The organism is Wenyingzhuangia sp. 2_MG-2023, assembly GCF_030548295.1.
GTDB lineage: Bacteria > Bacteroidota > Bacteroidia > Flavobacteriales > Flavobacteriaceae > Wenyingzhuangia.
On record NZ_JAUOSB010000002.1, the window covers coordinates 390962 to 410418 of the forward strand.

Consider the following 19457-nt stretch of genomic DNA (forward strand, 5'->3'; position numbering starts at 1 on the left):
CTTGTGTATAATTGTTGGAAGCAAACACAAAATCAATTTGTAACATTCTTGTTATTTATGATATTTTATCAACTTGCATATAGTTCAATTCCAATGGTGTTTTTCTACCAAAGATCTTCACCATTACTTCAAGCTTTCTCTTCTCTTCATGAATTTCTTCAATCACCCCGTCAAATCCATTGAACGGTCCATCAATTACTTTTACTGTTTCACCAACTGAATATGGTATTGCAATGTTGTTTTCTGTTTCTACAGTCAACTCATCAACTTTACCTAACATTCTATTGATTTCACTTTGTCTCATAGGAACAGGATCTCCTCCTTTTGTTTCCCCTAGAAAACCTATAACTCCTGTAACAGCTTTGATAACGTGAGGAACTTCTCCCGTTAAATTTGCTTCTACCATTACATAACCTGGAAAATAAACACGTTCTCTTGTAGATTTTTTTCCATTACGCACTTGAACAACTTTTTCTGTTGGCACCAATACTTGTTCTACGTAGTCAGATAAGCCTAGTCTAGCAATATCATGCTCTATGTAAGACTTTACTTTATTCTCTTGACCACCTATAGCCCTTACTACATACCATTTCTTTACAGAATCAGCCATAATTCACTTTTACTTTAAAATATTAAAAAAACCTTCTAGTGCTTTTTGAAATCCTTGATCTACTAGAAAAACCGCTATCGCAAAAATTATGGTAAAAACCGCTACTACGACAGTAGATTTCTGAGCTTCTTCTTTTGACACCCAAGTCATTTCATCCTTTAATTCTGAGAATGACGATTTTATGTAATTAATAATATTCATTTTATTTTCTTAAAAAGTGGTGCAAAGATATAAAATTATTCAACACATGAATAAGATTAACTCTTTTTTTAATTTTGTTTGGTAAAAAAAAGGAACTATATAATTATATAATTCCTTTTTGAATGCACGGGCGGAGAGACTCGAACTCCCGACACCTGGTTTTGGAGACCAGTGCTCTACCAACTGAGCTACGCCCGTAAATAAGGAGCTTAATTTTAAAGCTAAGCCCCTTTATATAAATATATCTTAGACTATAAGATTTCAGTTACCTGACCAGCACCTACTGTTCTACCTCCTTCACGGATTGCAAAACGTAATCCAATGTTCATTGCGATTGGAGAGTGTAAATCAACAGTAATAGTTAAGTTATCTCCTGGCATTACCATTTCAACTCCATCAGGTAAGTTAATAGTTCCTGTTACATCAGTTGTACGTACGTAAAACTGTGGACGGTAGTTGTTGTGGAATGGAGTGTGACGTCCACCTTCTTCTTTTTTCAAGATATAAACCTCAGCTTTGAATTTATCGTGTGGAGTTACAGAACCTGGCTTACAGATTACCATTCCTCTTTTGATATCTTCTTTTGCAATACCTCTTAATAAGATACCTACGTTATCTCCAGCTTCACCTCTATCTAATATCTTACGGAACATTTCAACTCCAGTAATAGTAGAAACTAATTTTTCAGCTCCCATACCAATAATATCAACAGAATCTCCAGTGTTAGCTATTCCAGTCTCAATACGTCCTGTAGCAACAGTACCACGACCTGTAATAGAGAATACATCTTCGATAGGCATTAAGAAATCTTTCTCAACCTCACGAACTGGCTCTTGAATCCACTCATCAACAGCAGCCATTAATTCCATAATAGAATCAACCCACTTAGGCTCATTGTTTAACCCTCCTAAAGCAGATCCTTGGATTACTGGAGTGTTATCACCATCATAGTCGTAGAAAGATAATAATTCACGAACTTCCATGTCAACCAACTCTAATAACTCCTCATCATCTACCATGTCAACTTTGTTTAAGAAAACAACGATACGTGGAATACCTACCTGACGTCCTAATAAGATATGTTCACGAGTTTGTGGCATTGGTCCATCAGTAGCAGCAACTACTAAAATCGCACCATCCATTTGAGCAGCACCAGTTACCATGTTCTTTACGTAATCCGCGTGACCTGGACAGTCAACGTGAGCATAATGACGGTTAGCTGTAGAATACTCTACGTGAGAAGTGTTAATTGTAATACCTCTTTCCTTTTCTTCTGGAGCGTTATCGATAGAGTCGAAAGATCTCAATTCAGACAAACCAGCATTCGCTAATACTGTAGTAATAGCAGCTGTTAAAGTAGTTTTACCGTGGTCAACGTGTCCGATTGTACCGATGTTTAAGTGCGGTTTCGAACGGTCAAATGTTTCCTTTGCCATGATTATTAAATTTAATTCTTAGTTATATATATTAGTGTTTATTTTAAACCTTTTTATTCTTTTGAGCCAATGACCGGATTTGAACCGGTGACCTCATCCCTACCAAGGATGCGCTCTACCGACTGAGCTACACCGGCTTAACAAAACTTTCGAGCGAAAGACCGGGTTCGAACCGGCGACATTCAGCTTGGAAGGCTGACGCTCTACCAACTGAGCTACTTTCGCGTTTTACTAATTTATTTCAATTAGAAAGATTTTATTTCACAAAACCTTTTTGTGGTGGGAGAAGGATTCGAACCTTCGAAGACATAGTCAGCGGATTTACAGTCCGCCCTCGTTGGCCACTTGAGTATCCCACCTTACCTTAAAATGTAAAAGAACGACTTTCTTTTTTTTGAGCCGATAATAGGACTCGAACCTACGACCTGCTGATTACAAATCAGCTGCTCTAGCCAGCTGAGCTATATCGGCTTTTATTTTTTCAAGATAGTTTCCACAAAAAAGCAGCCCGCTATCTTAACGGACTGCAAATTTATAAAGTTTTAGATATCTTCCAAAAATTTTGAGCAATATTTTATTTTTTTTTATTGTTGTAGCTCTCTTTCCTTTTCTTTAATCTTCATTAACTGCCTTTTCATTGAGTCTACACACAAACTAATCCCTTCTTCAAACGTCTTAGACTCTTTTTTCACCATCAAATCATGATTGGGAATGTTCAGCTTTAATTCTGATACTTTATTTTCTTTCTCACTTGTCTGTTGCACCTTTAAAAACACTTCTCCATCTACAATTTTATCATGAAATTTCTCTAGACCTTCTACCTTCTTGTTTACAAATTCTACCAAATCCTTGTCTGCTGTAAAATTTACTGACTGTACAATTACTTTCATATGTTTTTCTTTTTTTGAGCACTTCTAGGGTGTGCCTGATTATAAACTTTCTTTAACTTTTCCAAACTATTATGGGTATAAACTTGAGTTGCAGCCAAACTGGAATGCCCTAGCAGTTCCTTGACAGAATTCAAATCCGCTCCATTGTTTACCAAATCCGTTGCGTAAGAATGTCTTAAAACGTGGGGACTTTTTTTTTGCTTGGTGGAAACCTTACTAAAATATGAATTAATAATTCGATACACAAGAGCACCATACATTTTTCCTCCCTTTTTAGTAACAAAAAAATAATCTAAATTCGTGCCAATACTCCCTCTATCTTCTAAATACCTCTTTAAATCCTCTACAACCTCTTCATAAACAGGCACTATTCTTTCTTTATTTCTTTTCCCTAATACTTTAATTGTTTGTTGTTTTAAATCGACATCAAATATTTTTAAATCCATCAATTCTGCCTGACGAATCCCTGTTGCATAAAATAAATGAATCAACGCTCGATTACGAACCTTATCAAAATCACACAAATCGTCATTTTCTATCAAAAAAACTTCTCCAATTTCTTTTTCAGAGAAAGGAATGATTACTTTTTTTTGCGTTTTTAAGTTTTTTTGCTTGGCAATCGGATTTTCTTTCACTGCTTCTATTTTTTGCAAGAATGCATAAAACGACTTTAGAGCGGTTATTTTCCTATTGATAGACCTGTTACTGATTTCATCTTGATTAAGCGATACAACCCACATTCTAACATGCGTGTAAGCTATTTCAGCTTCAGACACAACCCCAGAAGTTTCTTTTGAAAAATTAAAAAAATCTTGAATATCTTTTTTGTAAGCAGTAATGGTATGTGGTGAGTAATTTCTCTCCATTAACAAATAATCCATAAACTTATCCAACAACTCCATAATAATTCTTTCTATCGTTGATTTGAAGGTACAAAAAAACCCTGTGAAAATTCACAGGGTCTTAAAATAAACTTATTCAAAAAATTACGCTTGTTCAGCGTTTGTTCTCATGCGTTGAACATAAGCCGCTTTAATTCTTTGTTTACGATTAACAACAGATGGTTTATTAAACTGTTGACGTTCACGTAAAGTTCTCATTGTCTTTGTACGATCAAATTTTCTTTTGAAACGTTTTAAAGCTCTATCAATGTTCTCTCCGTCTTTAATTGGAATGATTAACATACTATAGCACCTCCCTTCATTGTCGTAATATATTTTAAGTGTTTTTAAATCTATTTTTTGGACTGCAAAGATAGTTTAAATTCCTAATAAAACTAATCTTTTAAAATGTTTCTAGAAATTACAACTTTCTGAATCTCAGTTGTCCCTTCTCCAATGGTACATAATTTACTATCTCTGAAAAATTTCTCTACCGGATAATCTTTTGTATAACCGTAACCTCCATGAATTTGAACGGCTTCATTCGCAACTTTCACACAAGTTTCTGAGGCAAACATTTTTGCCATAGCACCAATCGTGGTCATTTTTTCTCCCAACTCTTTTTTTGCTGCTGCTTTGTGTGTTAACAACTCAGATGCTTCAATTTCAGTTGCCATATCTGCCAATTTGAAAGAAACACCTTGAAAAGATGAAATGGGTTTTCCAAACTGTACTCTTTCTTTAGAATACTTTAAGGCTGCCTCGTAAGCTCCTTTTGCAATACCTAAAGACAAAGCCGCTATGGAAATTCTTCCTCCGTCTAATATTTTCATCGACTGTATAAAACCATCTCCTACCTCTCCTAGAACATTTTCTTTAGACACTCTACAATTGTCAAAAACTAACTCCGCAGTTTCTGAAGCTCTCATTCCTAATTTATCTTCTTTTTTACCAGAACTAAATCCAGGAGTTCCTTTTTCTATTACAAAAGCAGTCATTCCGTGAGAATCTCCTTTTTCTCCTGTTCTGGCAATAACCACTGCAATATCTCCACTAATTGCGTGTGTAATAAAATTTTTTGCTCCATTCAACACATAATACTCTCCATCCAAAACAGCAGTTGTACTCATTCCACCAGCATCAGAACCGGTGTTGTGCTCTGTCAATCCCCAAGCACCAATCCATTCACCAGAAGCCAATTTAGGCAACCACTTTTGTTTTTGATTTTCATTGGCAAATTGCAAAATATGTCCTGTACATAGTGAATTATGCGCAGCTACTGACAAACCAATTGCTGGATCTACTTTTGAAACTTCTTCAATTACTGTAATGTATTCGTGATAGGTCAAACCTGATCCACCATAAGTTTCAGGCACCAAAACTCCCATAAACCCCATCTCTCCCAATTTTTTAAATAAAGGAACTGGAAACTCTTGAGACTCATCCCATTTGTAAACATTAGGTGCTATGTGAATTTTCGCAAAATCTCTAATCGATTCTGCAATCATTTTTTGGGTTTCATTCGTCTCGAAATTCATTCAAAAAAAAGTTTTAGTTGGTTTTATTGAGCGTGCAAATATAAACTTATTAAATCATATTTGTCCACTGGAAAATCTGTTATTGTCTTTAATTCGGCTAAGTTCTGAATTTCTGCAACTTCTCTTCTATATTCTATGATAGATTTGGCTTGTTTGTAATTTATATAAATTATACTTTTTAGATCATTTACCGTTGCCTGATTTATGTCAATTTTAACAATCACAGGTTTGGAAAGAACTTGAAATTCTTTTTTTAGATTTATCAATACTTCGGGAGTCAATCCCCAAACTTCGTCTATTTGACGATCATAGGTAAAACCTCCTAGCCTTGTTCTGTAACCTAATATTGTCTGAGCTCTTTTCTGGCCAATTCCATAAATTTTAACCAACTCTTCTTCAGTAGCAGTGTTGATGTCTTTTACAATGACTTTTTTAGGAGCCACAAAAGTTTTCTTAGGCTGTTTATTAGACTTGTTCACCCAGTCTGGAAACTTAAAATAAGGACTCATTACTTTTAACAACGAATCTGAAACTTGAGTGATGTCTTTAAATTCTTTGACTGAATTCACATACTTTCCTTTTTTTCGATACGCAAACAATCGATCAATTTCATTTACAGACATTCCAAACTGATAAGCTTTGTAATCTGAAATATAATTAGGATTGAAAGGATATATAATATTAGGACTAGATGCAGCATTCTCTAGACTATCTAATTTTACTTGCATTTGCATAGAAACAGAATCTAAAACATACCCATCTTCTGTCTCAAACTTGACATAAAAAACAAATCCTTGGAGTAAAACTACCAATAGAATTAAAACAAAAATCCCATTTCTCTGACTTTTTGAGTAAGAAAAATGGGATTTAAGAAATTTGATCATTCTATAAATATCGTAATTTTATTTGAATTTCTTTATTTTTCCAGAGGCAACTCTTTTAAAGTAATCTACAGTATCGTCTTTTACTTCTCTAACTAAGAAATATAATCCTAATACATTTGGTAGAGCCATCCCTAAAATCATCATATCCGAAAAATCCATTACAGCACCTAAACTTGAAGAAGAACCTACGACTACAAAAAACAAGAACATAACTTTGTATATAATTTCTGATGTTTTTTCTCCTATAAATCTCTTAAACAGAAAAGTAAATGCTTTTAATCCATAATAAGACCAAGAAATCATGGTAGAGAATGCAAACAAAACAATAGCCACCAATAATACGTATCTAAACCAAGGAAACAAACTACTAAAAGCAGCAGAAGTCAATTCAGCTCCCGTCAAACCTGTTGTGTCTTCAGCAAATCCAGTAAAAATCAAAACCAAAGCCGTCATGGTACAAATTACAATCGTATCAATAAATGGCCCTAACATTGCCACAACACCTTCTGTAATGGGTTCGTCTGTTTTAACTGCTGCATGTGCAATAGTTGCAGATCCTACACCAGCTTCGTTCGAAAAGGCAGCTCTCTGAACTCCAATAACCAACACTCCTATTATACCACCTTGAATTCCTTTACCTGTAAAAGCACCTTCTAAAATTAAAGAAACCGCATGTCCTAAATTAGAAAAGTTTACAAATATAATAATCAAACAAGCCAAAACATATACTCCAACCATTACTGGAACTATTTTATCTGTTACTTTTGCTATAGATTTAATTCCTCCAATAATTACCACTCCCACCAATATAGCTATTACTATACCGTAAGCAAAACCATATCCTTCAAACACAGGAAACACATTGCTTAATTGAGCATATGATTGGTTAGATTGAAACATGTTTCCACCTCCAAAAGAACCTCCTACACATAGAATGGCAAAAACTACTGCTAATATTTTTCCTAAAACACCTTTTCCTTGCTTTTCTAAACCTTTAGACAAGTAATACATGGGACCACCTGAAACTTCTCCTTCTTCATTAATTTCACGATATTTTACTCCTAAAGTACACCCTACATATTTGGCAGACATTCCGAAAAAACCAGCAAAAACCATCCAAAAAGTAGCTCCAGCTCCACCGGTTGCTATTGCAACGGCTACCCCTGCTATATTTCCTAAACCTACGGTTCCAGACAAAGCAGTTACCAATGCCTGAAAGTGAGAAACTTCTCCTTTGTCATCGGGATCATCAAAATCTCCTTTGATCAATTCTATAGCATGCTTGGCTTTTCTTAGATTGACAAATCTTAAATAGATGGTAAAAAAAACAGCTCCTATAATTAACCACATCACGATCATAGGCATTTCAAAACCTAAAAAACCAAAAGGTTTGAAAAAGAATATAGTTGCTAAAACCTCTACCAAAGGTTCAAAAACGCTATTTATTTTTTCATCAATCCCACCGTTTGCAAATGTAAATGTTGGAATTATTAATACCAAAGCACTTAAAAATTGTTTGACTTTTTTACTCATAAACTTCTTTAAATTTTTCAATTTGTTCAGGCCTTCCTAAAACGATTAACTTACAATGTGGCTTTAAAATCATTTTTGAAGAGGGATTTACAATGTATTCATCCTTCTCCGTTATAAAACCAATAACGTTGCATCCTGAATTTCTACGAACGTCTAAATCTTGAATAGATTTCATCATGTATTCTTTTGGCAATTCATCTACACCTATTTCTTCCAAATTGGCATTAGAATCACCTTCCATATTGATACGGTTGACAAACTCAACCAAATCTGGAGTTACTAACAAAGAGGCCATATGTTCTCCTCCTAGTTTGTCTGGCATAATAACGTGATCTGCACCCGCTATTTTTAACTTTTTTGTTGCATTTTCGTCATTTGCTCTACTAACAATGTTCAATTTTCCGTTGATCTGTCTTGCTGACAATACTACATATAAATTGTTTGCATCCGAAGGTAATGCGGTGATTAGATTTGCAGCTTTTTCAATTCCCGCATTTCTCAACACATCGTCATTGGTAGCATCTCCTTTGACAAATTGAATCTCCTCATATATAGGATTTTCTATAAAATTATCATCTTGCTCAATCACAACACAAGTCTTTTTGAACTTTTTTAATTTTTCATAAGACTGTCTTCCATTTCGTCCGAATCCACAAATAATGGTATGTTTTTCTAGTTTGGCAATTTCTTTTAATTCCTTTTTAATACGAAAAGCTTCCATAAGTACATTGTTTGAAAAAAAATCTGAAATAACTGTAACCAAATAACCATATACACCTACACTCATTAAGAGCAAAACAATTGTAAAAATTTTACCCCAATCATCTAAAGGTCTAACTTCTCCAAAACCAACAGTAGTTGTGGTAATAATGGTCATATAAAAAGCATCTAACCAAGAATAGTCAAAAGCCGTAAAGAAACCCAATGTTCCAATGAGCAGAACAACAGCAAATAAAAATAATCCTTTGTATATCTTGTTAAACATAGATCTCTACAAATCAAATACAGATGTTCTTTTGGTACGAATCATATCTTTTAGTTTTAACACAAATGCCAATGTCAAATAAATCCCAAACGTGACACCAAAGGTTACAAATGAGATGTATATAAAAAACAATCTTACATTTACAGTTCTTATTCCCAAACGATCTGCCAATCTTGAGGAAACATCAAAACCATGTCTTTCAAAAAAATAACGAATTTTGTCAATCCAATTCATCCTAAAAATATCAATATATCGCAAGATACTAAAATGACTTTACTTTATTGTTCTTGATTTCTTTTTATCTACCGAAGGTCAAAACTAGCATAATAATTATGTAGAAAAACTCTTAAAAACTATATTTACATCCCTTAAAAAACAGTTATTCAAAATGCATTTAGACAACTCGCAGCAAATAGCCCGCTCAACAAACATAAATCCAAAACAAGTAAACACCGTATTAACCTTATTAAAAGAAGGAGCTACCATTCCTTTTATAGCTCGTTATCGTAAAGACCTAACAGGTGGCTTGGAGGATCATGAAATTTTCACCATTCACAAACAGACCCAACTTATAGATGAACTTGTGAAAAGAAAGGCTTATATTTTAGAAACCTTATCTAGTCAAAACGTTAACAACGAAGGGTTACATCAGAAAATAGAAAATTGCTGGGACAAAAAAGAATTGGAAGATTTGTTTTTACCGTACAAAACCAAGCGAAAAACCAAAGCAAGTACTGCCAAAGAACTTGGATTAGAACCTTTGGCAAAAATTATTATGTCTCAAAACAACGGTACTATCAGCGCGGGTAGATTTGTTAAAGGTGTTGTTAAAACTGAGGAAGAGGCTATTGATGGAGCATTGGACATTATTAATGAATGGATTGCTGAACATAGTTACTCAAGAACACAACTAAGACGACTGTACAACAGAGAGGGAATGTTGTTTAGTAAACTTAAAAAAGGAAAAGAGGAAGAAGCAAAGATTTACAAAACTTATTTTGATTTTGAACAAAAAGCAACCAAAGTACCTTCTCATAGAGTTCTGGCTATTTTAAGAGCTACAGATGAAGGTTTTTTAAGCTCTGGAATTGCTATAGACAAAACAACAGCCGTAGCACAGTTGGAACGAAATTTTGTAAAAGGAAATAATGCAGCTAGTCAACTCATCAAACAAGTAGTACAAACCGCTTATAGCAAAAACTTAAAACCTGCTTTGGAGAAAGAATTCATTAAAGAATTGAAACTAAAAGCTGATAAAGATGCTGTTCAGGTTTTTTCAAAAAATTTAGAACAACTGTTATTAGCTACTCCAATTGGTAAAAAAAGAATTTTAGCCATAGATCCTGGTTACAAAACCGGTTGCAAAGTGGTTTGTCTAAATGCACAAGGAGACTTGCTTACAGATACCATTATTTATCCGCATCCTCCACAGCAACAAAAAAACAAAACGGTAGACACACTCATTCAACTGGTTCAAAAACACAACATAGAAGCCATTGCTATTGGAAACGGAACCGCAGGAAGAGATACTGAAATTCTAATAAAATCAATTCCTTTTGATAGGAAACTAGACATCTATTTGGTTAATGAAGATGGTGCTTCTATCTATTCTGCCTCAGAAATAGGAAGAGAAGAATTTCCGAATCATGACATTACTGTACGTGGTGCCGTGAGTATTGGTAGGCGTTTGGTAGATCCTTTGGCTGAATTGGTTAAAATTGACCCTAAGTCTATGGGAGTAGGTCAATACCAACACGATGTAGATCAGACTTTGTTAAAAACAGAATTAGATCATATAGTAGAAAAATGTGTGAATAAAATTGGTGTACAACTAAACACCGCAAGTAAATACTTGTTGCAGTACATTTCTGGAATTGGCCCTAGCTTGGCAAAAAACATTGTAGATTACCGAACTAAAAATGGAAAATTCACCAACCTAAAACAACTGAAAAAAGTTCCGAGACTGGGAGACAAAGCTTTTGAACAGTGTGCTGGTTTTTTACGCTTAGAAGGTGAACAGCCTTTAGACAACACAGGAGTACACCCAGAGCTATATGACGAAGTATCACAAATTGCTAAAACGTTAAACATCTCTACAAAAGAATTAATAGGAAATTCCACCATTTTATCCTTAATAGACGATGTTTCTTTACAGCAAAAATTAGGAAAAATGACTTTGACGGATTTGTTAAACGAATTGGCAAAACCCAATCAAGATCCAAGAAATCAAGAAGATCAATTGACTTTTGACCAAAACATTACAAGTATCAATCACCTGTATGAAGGGATGATTTTAAAGGGACAAGTGAGCAACATTACCAATTTTGGTGCTTTTGTAGATTTGGGAATTAAAGAAAATGGACTGATCCATATTTCGCAAATAAGCGATACCTTTATATCATCACCCAACGATGTTTTACATTTGAATCAGATTGTAAACGTAAAAATAATTCAGTTGGATTTAGACAACAAACGTATTGGGTTGACCATGAAATTTTAATTTGATGAAAAACGTAGTTATTTTAACAGGAGCAGGAATTAGTGCCGAAAGCGGAATTAAAACCTTTAGAGATAGTAATGGTTTGTGGGAAAACCACGATGTGATGGAAGTAGCTTCTATTAGTGGTTGGTATAAAAATCCTGCTTTGATTTTAGAGTTCTACAATCAACGTAGAAAACAAGCTGAAACCGTACTACCCAATGCTGCCCATTTGTATTTAAGTGATTTACAAGAAAAATACAACGTACAAATTATTACTCAGAACGTTGATGATTTACACGAACGAGCAGGAAGCAAACAAGTAATTCATTTGCATGGAAAATTATCCGAAGCCAAAAGTGAAGGAGATTCTAATCATGTAATTGACATTGCAAAAAAACAAATTCAGCTTGGGGATTTTTGTCCTAAAGGACATCAGTTAAGACCTAATATTGTTTGGTTTGGAGAAGAAGTTCCAATGCTAGACAAAGCTGCTGCCATTTGTGAAACTGCCGATATTTTTGTAATTATTGGAACCAGTTTACAAGTCTACCCTGCTGCAGGATTGATTTACAATGTACCTTCAAACTGTCCTGTCTTTATAATAGACCCAAAGGTTGATGAAATTAACATTCCAAATCATTACACTTGTATTAAAACTTCTGCTGTAGAGGGTGTAAAAATTTTAGAAACTCATTTGAAAAACATCTAGCTTAAATGAGTTCTTTAAAACGTTTGACTTTTCAATACAAAGGATTGTGTAATACTCCCAACTTATGGAAAGAAGCTACTTTTTATGAGTACCCACACATTGAAATTCCTTTTACAGAAAATGTAGACTTAACAACTATTGATACAGAGAAACATCATAGATTAGGAAAATTGGTAGAAGTCTTTTATCAAATAAACTTAGAAACTCAAGCTGATTTTAGGTCTCTTACTCATAATGTTCAAATTCAAATAGACAAACATCAAACTATTGGAGAAATCGATTTTATAGTAGAAACTCCAGAAAAAGAGATTCATCACATAGAACTTGCTTATAAGTTTTATCTGTACAAGACAGACATTCCTTACGAAATAGACAAATGGGTAGGTCCTAACTTAAAAGATTCCTTAACACAAAAACTTCAAAAACTAACAGAAAAACAGTTTCCTATGTTACATCATTCCAAAACACAGGAAATATTACAAGAAAAAGGAATTGATACTCGCAACATTCAACAATCTATACATCTAAAAGGGCAATTGTATGTTCCATTCAACTTAAAGAATCACACGTTTCCACATGTGAATAACGATTGTATTCAAGGATTTTATATAAGTTACACAGAGATTGATTCTTTGTTTGCTTTAGCCACCTATCACATTCCTGTAAAACAAGACTGGTTGATTGATCCTAAACACCATACTGAATGGATTTCTTTTACAGATGCAAAACCCATTATTCTAGAACAAATTAAAGTAAATCACAGTCCGTTAGTTTGGATGAAAAGAGGAGAAATTTACAAACGTTTTTTTATTACTTTTTGGTAATAGTTAACTCTTTTAATTTTAAATCTAAATTCACATTTACCTGATTATCAACTTTAATCAAACCCAATACCTTTTTAGGAGATTTGATATTAAAATCATCCAAATTCATATTGATAATTCCACCTACTTCATAAGTGTTATTTTCATAATAAAAACTAATCGGAATCTTATACTCTTGTATAATTCCCGCAATTTTCACGCCCATAGTAGCCAAAGCGCTACAACCATCTTCTGCAACACAAACAGAAAGTAATTCAATTAAAACTTGAGGAAACTGATCTGTTTGAAGCATTTTATGAAAATCCTTATTGATGAATTTATTCCCACAATCAAAACACTTGTTTTTCAGATAAAATTTAGCGTTCTTAAATTCTAATTGATCTTTATTTTCATCGTTTTTAGTTTGTTTAAAAGAAACCGTGATTGGTTTTGACAAATCATGAATCTGATATTCACAATCAAAACTGTTTACGTTAGACTTTCCTGACACTATAATCTCGCTTTCAGGAAGTACCCCTAAAACTGTTTTGATTACTTTTTCTTGTTTAAAACTCAAACAAGAAAGAATTGCACAAGCAATGATTATTTTTTTCATGTCTTAACTATTTAAATAAAAAATCACACCTTAATATTTCTAAAATCTATAGAATATCAAGATGTGATTTTAGATAAAACTTATTAATTATCCCCTCTAGAAACTAATAGCAGCTTCTAACATTATACCATTAAATTTACCTTCTTCATATTCACTAGTAGAACCAAATCCATCATATTTTTGACTTACATATTCCAATTTTGCTAAAATATTGTTGGTTAAGAACATCCCTGCTACAACTTGAATTCTATCAATATCAACATCTCCATAAGTTGCATCTTCCGCAGCTACTTTATTGTATCTACTTCCTAAGTAATATCTTTCATTAGATCCAAATCTATAAAGCAATTCCCCTGCATATTGATTGGCAACTCTATTATCTGCTTCTGTTGAAATTTTTCCTGAAGAACTTTCTAAGGTTCCAAAAAACTCAAATCCTTTATATTTTAAAAATGGGTTAAACATCAATGCTGTAATCTCATTTTTTAAATTTGGATTGTATCTACCTGTTCTAAAATCTGCTTTATTAATACCTCCTGTTGCAGTTTCATCTTCATCCAATACAGAATAATATCTTGCTCCAGATCTATCTCCTGTATACAAATAAGAATTAGCTACTTTATTATTGTGATATGCTGATCCTGTTAATCTAATTCTTAAATCATCATTCAATTGTTTGTCAAATCCCAATTTAGCCATTACAGAAGCTTTTGTTTTTCCAGGATCTTCTACAGATTGATTTAATTTTGCATTGGTAGCTCCTAACATTGCCAACCAACCATTATTTCTATAGTAAACCTCAGCTCCAACTTCAGTTGTAAAAGCATCCATAATTAAATTCCCTACAAATGGGTTGTGCGTTGCAAATGCATTATCAGTTCTTCTAAAATGTGCATCCCCATAGTTGTTTTCCATATGACCCACTTTAATAGTTACATATTTCATTACATCTTCAAACAACCCTTCTTGAATAAAATCAAGCTGATCTATTTGTAAATATCCTCCTTTTACATAAGGCTCGTTATGGTGACGAGATGACAAATAGGTTCTTAAGTGCATTCTCATCCCTTTTGCCAATGCCACATCTAAATCTAAATTGGCTGTTGCAAGGTTAAAGTTATCTCCAATATCTACAATAGATACCGCTCCAGAATTTTCATGATTTACACCCTGAAATTGTAAGGTAGAAGCTCCACCTATTCTAACTTTTAAACCATCAAAAGTGTAATCTACTGTTTTAGGAGCTTCAAAAACATTTACTCCTTTTTTTCCTACATCGTTAAAATTGTCCAAACTCCTATCTCCTCCTTGTCCAAACACTGTAATTCCCAGCAACATAGTAGTCGCCAACATTGAGTTTTTTAATATTGCTTTCATACTTCTTAATTTTTATAATTTGTTATAAATTCTATTGTTATTTCATTTCCTGTTTTTATGGTTCCAAACATTGCTTTTGGAGGTTTCATTCCATAATCTGTCATTTTAATTGTCTTTTTTCCTTTTAAAACAACTTCTGCTTCTTTTTGAGTAGTTTCTAATTCTAAGGTGATTTCGTTTTTAACTCCTGCTATAGTTAAATTCCCCTTTACTAAAACAACACAAACCCCTTCTTTTACTTTAGTTGTATTTTCTTGACTGATGAAAGAGAACAAAATATTAGGGTTTTTGTCAGACTTTAAAGCTTCGTAGGTAATCTTGTTCATGGTAGATTTTCCACTCTCTAAACTTTCTGCTTTCACACTTACTTCTAAAGCTTTAATTTTTATAGTTTCAGAACTTGCTAAGGTTAATTTGGTAGAAAAATCTTCAGCACTTTCTTCCCAATCATGCAACGTAGAGGTTCCTAAAACTTTAATAAAACTCCCTTCTTTTTGTCCTTTATATTCTTGTCCATAAACTCCTATGCACAAACTCAACATCAAAGACATTACTATTCTAATTTTGTTTTTTCTACACATATTTAATTGTTTTTATAAGACCAAATGTATGACTCATTCTATGTTAGAAATATGACAATAGTCATTGTATTTAAAATAATTCTAAATTACATCCAAACTTTGTTTTCTAAGTTTATATAAATCGTTATTCTAATTACATTTGATACAGATTAAAACATGTTATGCATCCGAACAATCCCTTTGTAGCCGACTACAATCTTGACATTCTTACCAAGGTAAACTCCGAACTAGAACCACATGTATTTGTGAATGAATACGGAAACAAAACCATTAAGTTTGCAGACAAAACAGCAGTTAAAGAGCTGAACAAAGCTTTGTTAAAACAATATTATCAATTGCAATTTTGGGACATACCAGAAAACAATCTTTGTCCTCCTATTCCAGGGCGTTTGGATTATTTATTACACGCAAATGATTTGTTAACGGACAAAAAAGAAGTCTCACTTTTAGATATTGGAACAGGTGCTAATTTGATTTATCCCATTTTAGGGACTTGTCATTTTAATTGGAGCTGTACTGCGAGTGAAGTAGATAAAGAATCTTTGACAAATGCTCAAGCCTTGACAGACAAAAATCCTGTTCTGAACTCCATCAACCTAAGGCATCAACCTTTTAAAAACAGTATTTTAGAACACATTATTCAACCCGATGATTTTTTTGACTTGGTGGTTTGCAATCCTCCTTTTTTTAAAAACTCTTTTGATGCTGATCAAACAAACAAACGAAAAATAAAAAATTTAAAAATAGATACTGATGAAACCTTAAACTTTGGAGGACGATCTAACGAATTGTGGTACAAAGGAGGTGAAGAAGCTTTTGTAAAAAAAATGGCCGAAGAAAGTGCTAATTTTAAAACTCAAGTAGGTTGGTTTACTTCTTTAGTTTCTCAAAAGGAACATTTAAAAAACATCAAAAGAGCCATTAACAAAACACAGCCAGCTGAAGTAAAAATTGTAGACATGGAACAGGGAAATAAAAAAAGTAGATTTGTAGCTTGGAGGTATTGATACAAAAAACTCCCTTTCCATTATAGAAAGAGAGCATTCACACATTTATCAAAAAACTAAAATATTTTTTAAAGGCTACCTTTATAAAACAGTGCTAATAGTTGTAGATTAATTTTCTACAAATCCTATAACTTCATACGCTCTGGTACCATCAACTTGTATTTTTTCATACAACACATTGTTGTATTCGTACATTGTTTGCCCATCCACCAATACTTTTTCAGCATCAGATGGCAACTCATAGGTTATAGTTCCTATTTCAGGATTTACAACTTCGTAATCGTTATTCATTTTCACAAAAAACACCCCATTGCTATTGTAATACCTTCTTCCGTTAAATATAACTACACGGTAACCTACAGGAAGTGCTTTTATATGCAAACCAATACTTGGCACTATAGGCATATACCTACCACCATTCATTCTATAAAAATGATTTTGATCGTAATGTACCGTTGCTCCATTATGCTTTATAGCTATGGTAGATTTTGGCAAACTACGTACTGTGACAACTTTTTTTCTAGGAGTTTTGTAGACAACCTTTGCTCTAGAAATTGATCTATTTTGTACAACTACTGTTTTCTTTGTCTTTTTTTGTGAAAATCCTTCTGAAGTTCCTCCTATTAACATCAGAACCATCATTGTTATTCTAAGTATTGTTTTCATTTTTGTTGATTTTTAAGAAGTTACTATTCCGTTTACATTTACTCTTAAACCAAAAATATACAGAAAGACATCTTCTGATAAAATCAACTATACCAATCCTATTTTTTTATAGACCAATGACATTATAAAATAGATACGAAAAATTCTAAACCACAAAAAAACTCTCTTTCTATTGCAAAAAGAGAGTTTTAAATACTTTAGTAAATTTTATACTATTACATTTTTTTAGCAGCTTCTAAAAAAGTAGCCAAACCACTATCAGTTAAAGGATGCCTCATCAAACCTTCAATTGCAGACAAAGGACCTGTCATTACATCTGCACCAATTTTAGCACAATCTACAATATGCATTGTGTGTCTTACAGATGCCGCTAAAATTTCAGTTTCAAAACCGTAGTTGTCATATACTTCTCTAATTTCAGCAACCAAATGCAATCCATCAGTAGAAATATCGTCCAAACGACCAATAAATGGAGATACGTACGTTGCACCAGCTTTTGCAGCCAACAATGCTTGTCCTACAGAAAACACTAAGGTTACATTGGTTTTAATTCCTTTGCTAGAAAAATATTTACAAGCTTTAATTCCGTCTTTGATCATTGGTAATTTTACCACAATCTGAGGATTCAACGCTGCCAAAGCCTCTCCTTCTTCTACCATTTCTTCAAATACAGTAGAAAGAACTTCAGCACTTACATCACCGTCAACAGCATCGCAAATATCACAATAGTGTTGTAAAATGTTTTCAGATCCAGAAATACCTTCTTTAGCCATTAAAGATGGGTTGGTTGTTACACCGTCTAAAACTCCCAATGCTTGAGCTTCCTTGATTTGATCCAAGTTTGCTGTGTCGATAAAAAATTTCATTCTTTTATAATTTTAGTTATTTATGTTATTCTGACCAATATGTCTCTATTTGTTCTAATGATTTTCCTTTGGTTTCTGGCACCATTTTCCATGTAAATACTACCGCTATAAAACAGAAAATTCCATACAACCAAAACGGAAATCCTCCGTGAAAGGTTTGATAAATTGTTCCTGATTCATCCGCCATCATTGGAAAAGTCTGAGAAACTAAATAATTTGCTGTCCATTGAGCCAATACAGCCATAGACATTACTGCTCCTCTTACTTTGTTCGGAAACAACTCTGACAAATATACCCAAACAATTGGTCCTTGCGACAAAGAAAAGAAAGCAATATAACCTACCAAAACTACCAAGGCAAAAATCCCTGAATATTGGTTGTACATCAAAACTCCAAACAGAATGATACAAACTCCCATTCCCACTGTTCCCCATATCAGCAAGGGTTTTCTTCCTAATTTTTCTACGGTAAAAATAGCTATAATCGTAAAAATCATCATCGCCAATCCTACCACAATCTGATTCACTAAAGCAACATCTCCAGGAAGATTCATACTTTCAAAAATTCTAGGTCCGTAATACATAATGGCATTGATCCCCGTTACTTGTTGAAAGAATGACAAGGCTACTCCAATCAAAATAATCAAACCTATTTTAGGATATTTAAAGCTAAACGATTTTCCATCATCTCCTTTTAGAGAATCTTTAATTTCTATCATTTCTTCTGCAGCTCTTTCCGCTCCATTTACCTTGGTAATAATAGACAATGCTTCTTCATTTCTGTTTTTCATCACCAACCAGCGAGGGCTATAAGGAACAATTAACAACAACAAGAAAAATAACAATGCAGGAATGCATTCAGAACCAAACATGTAACGCCATCCTGTGTTTAAGTTCCAATCTAAATTTACAGGATCTTTGATAAAATAATTCACAAAAAAGACCACTACAAACCCCATTACAATTGCCAATTGATTGATGGAAACCAACTTACCTCTCATATTAGAAGGTGCAATTTCTGCAATATATACAGGAGCTATGGCAGAAGCCAACCCAACTCCTATTCCTCCTAACAATCGGTATATCACCAACTCCGTTACGGATTCTGGCAATGCTGAACCCATAGCGGAAATAAAGAATAAAATGGCTGCAAACAGCATCGATTTTTTTCTTCCAAATCTTTTGGATAAAACTCCAGAAACTGTAGAACCTAACATACAACCTAATAAGGCACTAGAAACCACAAAGCCAATTTCTGTTGCAGAAAGTGTAAAATACAACTGAATCAATTTATCGGCTCCAGAGATAACACCTGTGTCATACCCAAACAAAAAACCTCCAAGTGTGGCTACCAATGTAACCCCTACTAAATATGCTTTGTTAGATTTCATCT

At 33.5% G+C, this 19457-nt stretch carries 21 protein-coding genes and 5 tRNA genes; 4 read left to right on the plus strand and 22 right to left on the minus strand.

Annotated features, from left to right (window positions below; all coding sequences use genetic code 11):
• Positions 1-55: 55 nt before the first annotated feature.
• The 16 genes from nusG to Q4548_RS05245 all read right to left on the minus strand — a co-directional run bounded on the left by nusG (position 56) and on the right by Q4548_RS05245 (position 9192).
• On the minus strand, positions 56-610 hold the full coding sequence (gene nusG, locus Q4548_RS05170; RefSeq protein ID WP_303452241.1) for a transcription termination/antitermination protein NusG: 555 nt from the start codon (positions 608-610) through the stop codon (positions 56-58).
• 9 nt (positions 611-619) lie between these two features.
• Positions 620-811 carry a preprotein translocase subunit SecE gene (gene secE / locus Q4548_RS05175; RefSeq protein WP_303452243.1) on the minus strand — a complete coding sequence of 64 codons (192 nt, stop codon included), beginning with the start codon at positions 809-811 and terminating at the stop codon, positions 620-622.
• 125 nt (positions 812-936) lie between these two features.
• Positions 937-1009: transfer RNA gene (locus Q4548_RS05180), tRNA-Trp, on the minus strand.
• A gap of 53 nt (positions 1010-1062) precedes the next feature.
• A complete protein-coding gene (tuf, locus tag Q4548_RS05185) occupies positions 1063-2247 on the minus strand; it encodes an elongation factor Tu (RefSeq protein WP_303452245.1) in 1185 nt (394 codons plus the stop codon).
• Between the two features lie 64 nt (positions 2248-2311).
• A tRNA-Thr gene (locus Q4548_RS05190) sits at positions 2312-2384 on the minus strand.
• Between the two features lie 15 nt (positions 2385-2399).
• Positions 2400-2472, minus strand: a tRNA-Gly gene (locus tag Q4548_RS05195).
• 52 nt (positions 2473-2524) lie between these two features.
• Positions 2525-2606: transfer RNA gene (locus Q4548_RS05200), tRNA-Tyr, on the minus strand.
• A gap of 38 nt (positions 2607-2644) precedes the next feature.
• Positions 2645-2718, minus strand: a tRNA-Thr gene (locus Q4548_RS05205).
• Positions 2719-2831: 113 nt separating this feature from the next.
• Positions 2832-3137 (minus strand): ribosome hibernation-promoting factor, HPF/YfiA family, encoded by a 306-nt coding sequence (gene hpf / locus Q4548_RS05210; protein WP_303452247.1) that lies wholly within the window; start codon positions 3135-3137, stop codon positions 2832-2834.
• Positions 3134-4039 carry a tyrosine-type recombinase/integrase gene (locus Q4548_RS05215; protein ID WP_303452250.1) on the minus strand — a complete coding sequence of 302 codons (906 nt, stop codon included), beginning with the start codon at positions 4037-4039 and terminating at the stop codon, positions 3134-3136. The genes hpf and Q4548_RS05215 overlap by 4 nt, the downstream gene beginning before the upstream one ends.
• 84 nt (positions 4040-4123) lie before the next feature.
• The gene (gene rpsU / locus Q4548_RS05220; RefSeq protein WP_303452252.1) at positions 4124-4321 is read right to left on the minus strand and encodes a 30S ribosomal protein S21; all 198 of its coding nucleotides are present in this window, start codon (positions 4319-4321) and stop codon (positions 4124-4126) included.
• Between the two features lie 92 nt (positions 4322-4413).
• Complete coding sequence (locus Q4548_RS05225; RefSeq protein WP_303452254.1) at positions 4414-5556, minus strand: acyl-CoA dehydrogenase family protein; 1143 nt, start codon at positions 5554-5556, stop codon at positions 4414-4416.
• A gap of 23 nt (positions 5557-5579) precedes the next feature.
• A complete protein-coding gene (locus Q4548_RS05230; protein ID WP_303452256.1) occupies positions 5580-6440 on the minus strand; it encodes a helix-hairpin-helix domain-containing protein in 861 nt (286 codons plus the stop codon).
• A gap of 18 nt (positions 6441-6458) precedes the next feature.
• Positions 6459-7973 carry a sodium:alanine symporter family protein gene (locus tag Q4548_RS05235; protein WP_303452258.1) on the minus strand — a complete coding sequence of 505 codons (1515 nt, stop codon included), beginning with the start codon at positions 7971-7973 and terminating at the stop codon, positions 6459-6461.
• Positions 7966-8958 (minus strand): TrkA family potassium uptake protein, encoded by a 993-nt coding sequence (locus Q4548_RS05240; RefSeq protein WP_303452260.1) that lies wholly within the window; start codon positions 8956-8958, stop codon positions 7966-7968. Before Q4548_RS05240 ends, Q4548_RS05235 begins: the two co-directional genes overlap by 8 nt.
• A gap of 6 nt (positions 8959-8964) precedes the next feature.
• Entirely contained in the window at positions 8965-9192 is a 228-nt protein-coding gene (locus tag Q4548_RS05245; RefSeq protein WP_303452262.1) for a PspC domain-containing protein, read from the minus strand.
• 154 nt (positions 9193-9346) lie between these two features.
• Here Q4548_RS05245 and Q4548_RS05250 point away from each other — a divergent pair, with 154 nt between their 5' ends.
• Genes Q4548_RS05250 through Q4548_RS05260 form a run of 3 tightly spaced genes read left to right on the plus strand, consistent with a single transcriptional unit; the run spans position 9347 to position 12973 of the window.
• Positions 9347-11458, plus strand: coding sequence for a Tex family protein (locus Q4548_RS05250; protein ID WP_303452264.1), 2112 nt, complete (start codon positions 9347-9349; stop codon positions 11456-11458).
• Positions 11459-11462: 4 nt separating this feature from the next.
• Positions 11463-12149 (plus strand): Sir2 family NAD-dependent protein deacetylase, encoded by a 687-nt coding sequence (locus tag Q4548_RS05255; RefSeq protein ID WP_303452265.1) that lies wholly within the window; start codon positions 11463-11465, stop codon positions 12147-12149.
• A gap of 5 nt (positions 12150-12154) precedes the next feature.
• Positions 12155-12973, plus strand: coding sequence for a DUF1853 family protein (locus Q4548_RS05260; protein WP_303452267.1), 819 nt, complete (start codon positions 12155-12157; stop codon positions 12971-12973).
• On the opposite strand, the gene Q4548_RS05265 is transcribed toward Q4548_RS05260, so the two are convergent.
• The 3 genes from Q4548_RS05265 to Q4548_RS05275 form a co-directional block, all read right to left on the minus strand.
• Positions 12960-13568, minus strand: coding sequence for a hypothetical protein (locus Q4548_RS05265; protein WP_303452269.1), 609 nt, complete (start codon positions 13566-13568; stop codon positions 12960-12962). The genes Q4548_RS05260 and Q4548_RS05265 overlap by 14 nt on opposite strands.
• Positions 13569-13664: 96 nt before the next feature.
• Entirely contained in the window at positions 13665-14945 is a 1281-nt protein-coding gene (locus Q4548_RS05270) for a hypothetical protein (RefSeq protein ID WP_303452271.1), read from the minus strand.
• A gap of 5 nt (positions 14946-14950) precedes the next feature.
• Entirely contained in the window at positions 14951-15526 is a 576-nt protein-coding gene (locus tag Q4548_RS05275; protein ID WP_303452273.1) for a YceI family protein, read from the minus strand.
• 161 nt (positions 15527-15687) lie between these two features.
• Between Q4548_RS05275 and rlmF the strand changes: the two genes are divergently transcribed.
• Positions 15688-16533, plus strand: coding sequence for a 23S rRNA (adenine(1618)-N(6))-methyltransferase RlmF (gene rlmF / locus Q4548_RS05280; RefSeq protein WP_303452275.1), 846 nt, complete (start codon positions 15688-15690; stop codon positions 16531-16533).
• A 108-nt stretch (positions 16534-16641) separates the two neighbouring features.
• Here the strand turns inward: rlmF and Q4548_RS05285 are convergent, their stop codons facing one another.
• The 3 genes from Q4548_RS05285 to Q4548_RS05295 form a co-directional block, all read right to left on the minus strand.
• The gene (locus Q4548_RS05285) at positions 16642-17199 is read right to left on the minus strand and encodes a DUF6515 family protein (RefSeq protein WP_303452277.1); all 558 of its coding nucleotides are present in this window, start codon (positions 17197-17199) and stop codon (positions 16642-16644) included.
• A gap of 215 nt (positions 17200-17414) precedes the next feature.
• Positions 17415-18065: a fructose-6-phosphate aldolase gene (fsa, locus tag Q4548_RS05290; protein WP_303452279.1), complete on the minus strand. Its 651-nt coding sequence runs from the start codon at positions 18063-18065 to the stop codon at positions 17415-17417.
• 25 nt (positions 18066-18090) lie between these two features.
• On the minus strand, positions 18091-19455 hold the full coding sequence (locus tag Q4548_RS05295; RefSeq protein ID WP_303452281.1) for a sugar porter family MFS transporter: 1365 nt from the start codon (positions 19453-19455) through the stop codon (positions 18091-18093).
• Positions 19456-19457: the final 2 nt, after the last annotated feature.

Bases quoted from the DNA above. Each gene is read 5' to 3' on its own strand.
- nusG (WP_303452241.1), bottom strand. From the start codon at position 610: ATGGCTGATTCTGTAAAGAAATGGTATGTAGTAAGGGCTATAGGTGGT.
- secE (WP_303452243.1), bottom strand. From the start codon at position 811: ATGAATATTATTAATTACATAAAATCGTCATTCTCAGAATTAAAGGAT.
- tuf (WP_303452245.1), bottom strand. From the start codon at position 2,247: ATGGCAAAGGAAACATTTGACCGTTCGAAACCGCACTTAAACATCGGT.
- hpf (WP_303452247.1), bottom strand. From the start codon at position 3,137: ATGAAAGTAATTGTACAGTCAGTAAATTTTACAGCAGACAAGGATTTG.
- Q4548_RS05215 (WP_303452250.1), bottom strand. From the start codon at position 4,039: ATGGAGTTGTTGGATAAGTTTATGGATTATTTGTTAATGGAGAGAAAT.
- rpsU (WP_303452252.1), bottom strand. From the start codon at position 4,321: ATGTTAATCATTCCAATTAAAGACGGAGAGAACATTGATAGAGCTTTA.
- Q4548_RS05225 (WP_303452254.1), bottom strand. From the start codon at position 5,556: ATGAATTTCGAGACGAATGAAACCCAAAAAATGATTGCAGAATCGATT.
- Q4548_RS05230 (WP_303452256.1), bottom strand. From the start codon at position 6,440: ATGATCAAATTTCTTAAATCCCATTTTTCTTACTCAAAAAGTCAGAGA.
- Q4548_RS05235 (WP_303452258.1), bottom strand. From the start codon at position 7,973: ATGAGTAAAAAAGTCAAACAATTTTTAAGTGCTTTGGTATTAATAATT.
- Q4548_RS05240 (WP_303452260.1), bottom strand. From the start codon at position 8,958: ATGTTTAACAAGATATACAAAGGATTATTTTTATTTGCTGTTGTTCTG.
- Q4548_RS05245 (WP_303452262.1), bottom strand. From the start codon at position 9,192: ATGAATTGGATTGACAAAATTCGTTATTTTTTTGAAAGACATGGTTTT.
- Q4548_RS05250 (WP_303452264.1), top strand. From the start codon at position 9,347: ATGCATTTAGACAACTCGCAGCAAATAGCCCGCTCAACAAACATAAAT.
- Q4548_RS05255 (WP_303452265.1), top strand. From the start codon at position 11,463: ATGAAAAACGTAGTTATTTTAACAGGAGCAGGAATTAGTGCCGAAAGC.
- Q4548_RS05260 (WP_303452267.1), top strand. From the start codon at position 12,155: ATGAGTTCTTTAAAACGTTTGACTTTTCAATACAAAGGATTGTGTAAT.
- Q4548_RS05265 (WP_303452269.1), bottom strand. From the start codon at position 13,568: ATGAAAAAAATAATCATTGCTTGTGCAATTCTTTCTTGTTTGAGTTTT.
- Q4548_RS05270 (WP_303452271.1), bottom strand. From the start codon at position 14,945: ATGAAAGCAATATTAAAAAACTCAATGTTGGCGACTACTATGTTGCTG.
- Q4548_RS05275 (WP_303452273.1), bottom strand. From the start codon at position 15,526: ATGTGTAGAAAAAACAAAATTAGAATAGTAATGTCTTTGATGTTGAGT.
- rlmF (WP_303452275.1), top strand. From the start codon at position 15,688: ATGCATCCGAACAATCCCTTTGTAGCCGACTACAATCTTGACATTCTT.
- Q4548_RS05285 (WP_303452277.1), bottom strand. From the start codon at position 17,199: ATGAAAACAATACTTAGAATAACAATGATGGTTCTGATGTTAATAGGA.
- fsa (WP_303452279.1), bottom strand. From the start codon at position 18,065: ATGAAATTTTTTATCGACACAGCAAACTTGGATCAAATCAAGGAAGCT.
- Q4548_RS05295 (WP_303452281.1), bottom strand. From the start codon at position 19,455: ATGAAATCTAACAAAGCATATTTAGTAGGGGTTACATTGGTAGCCACA.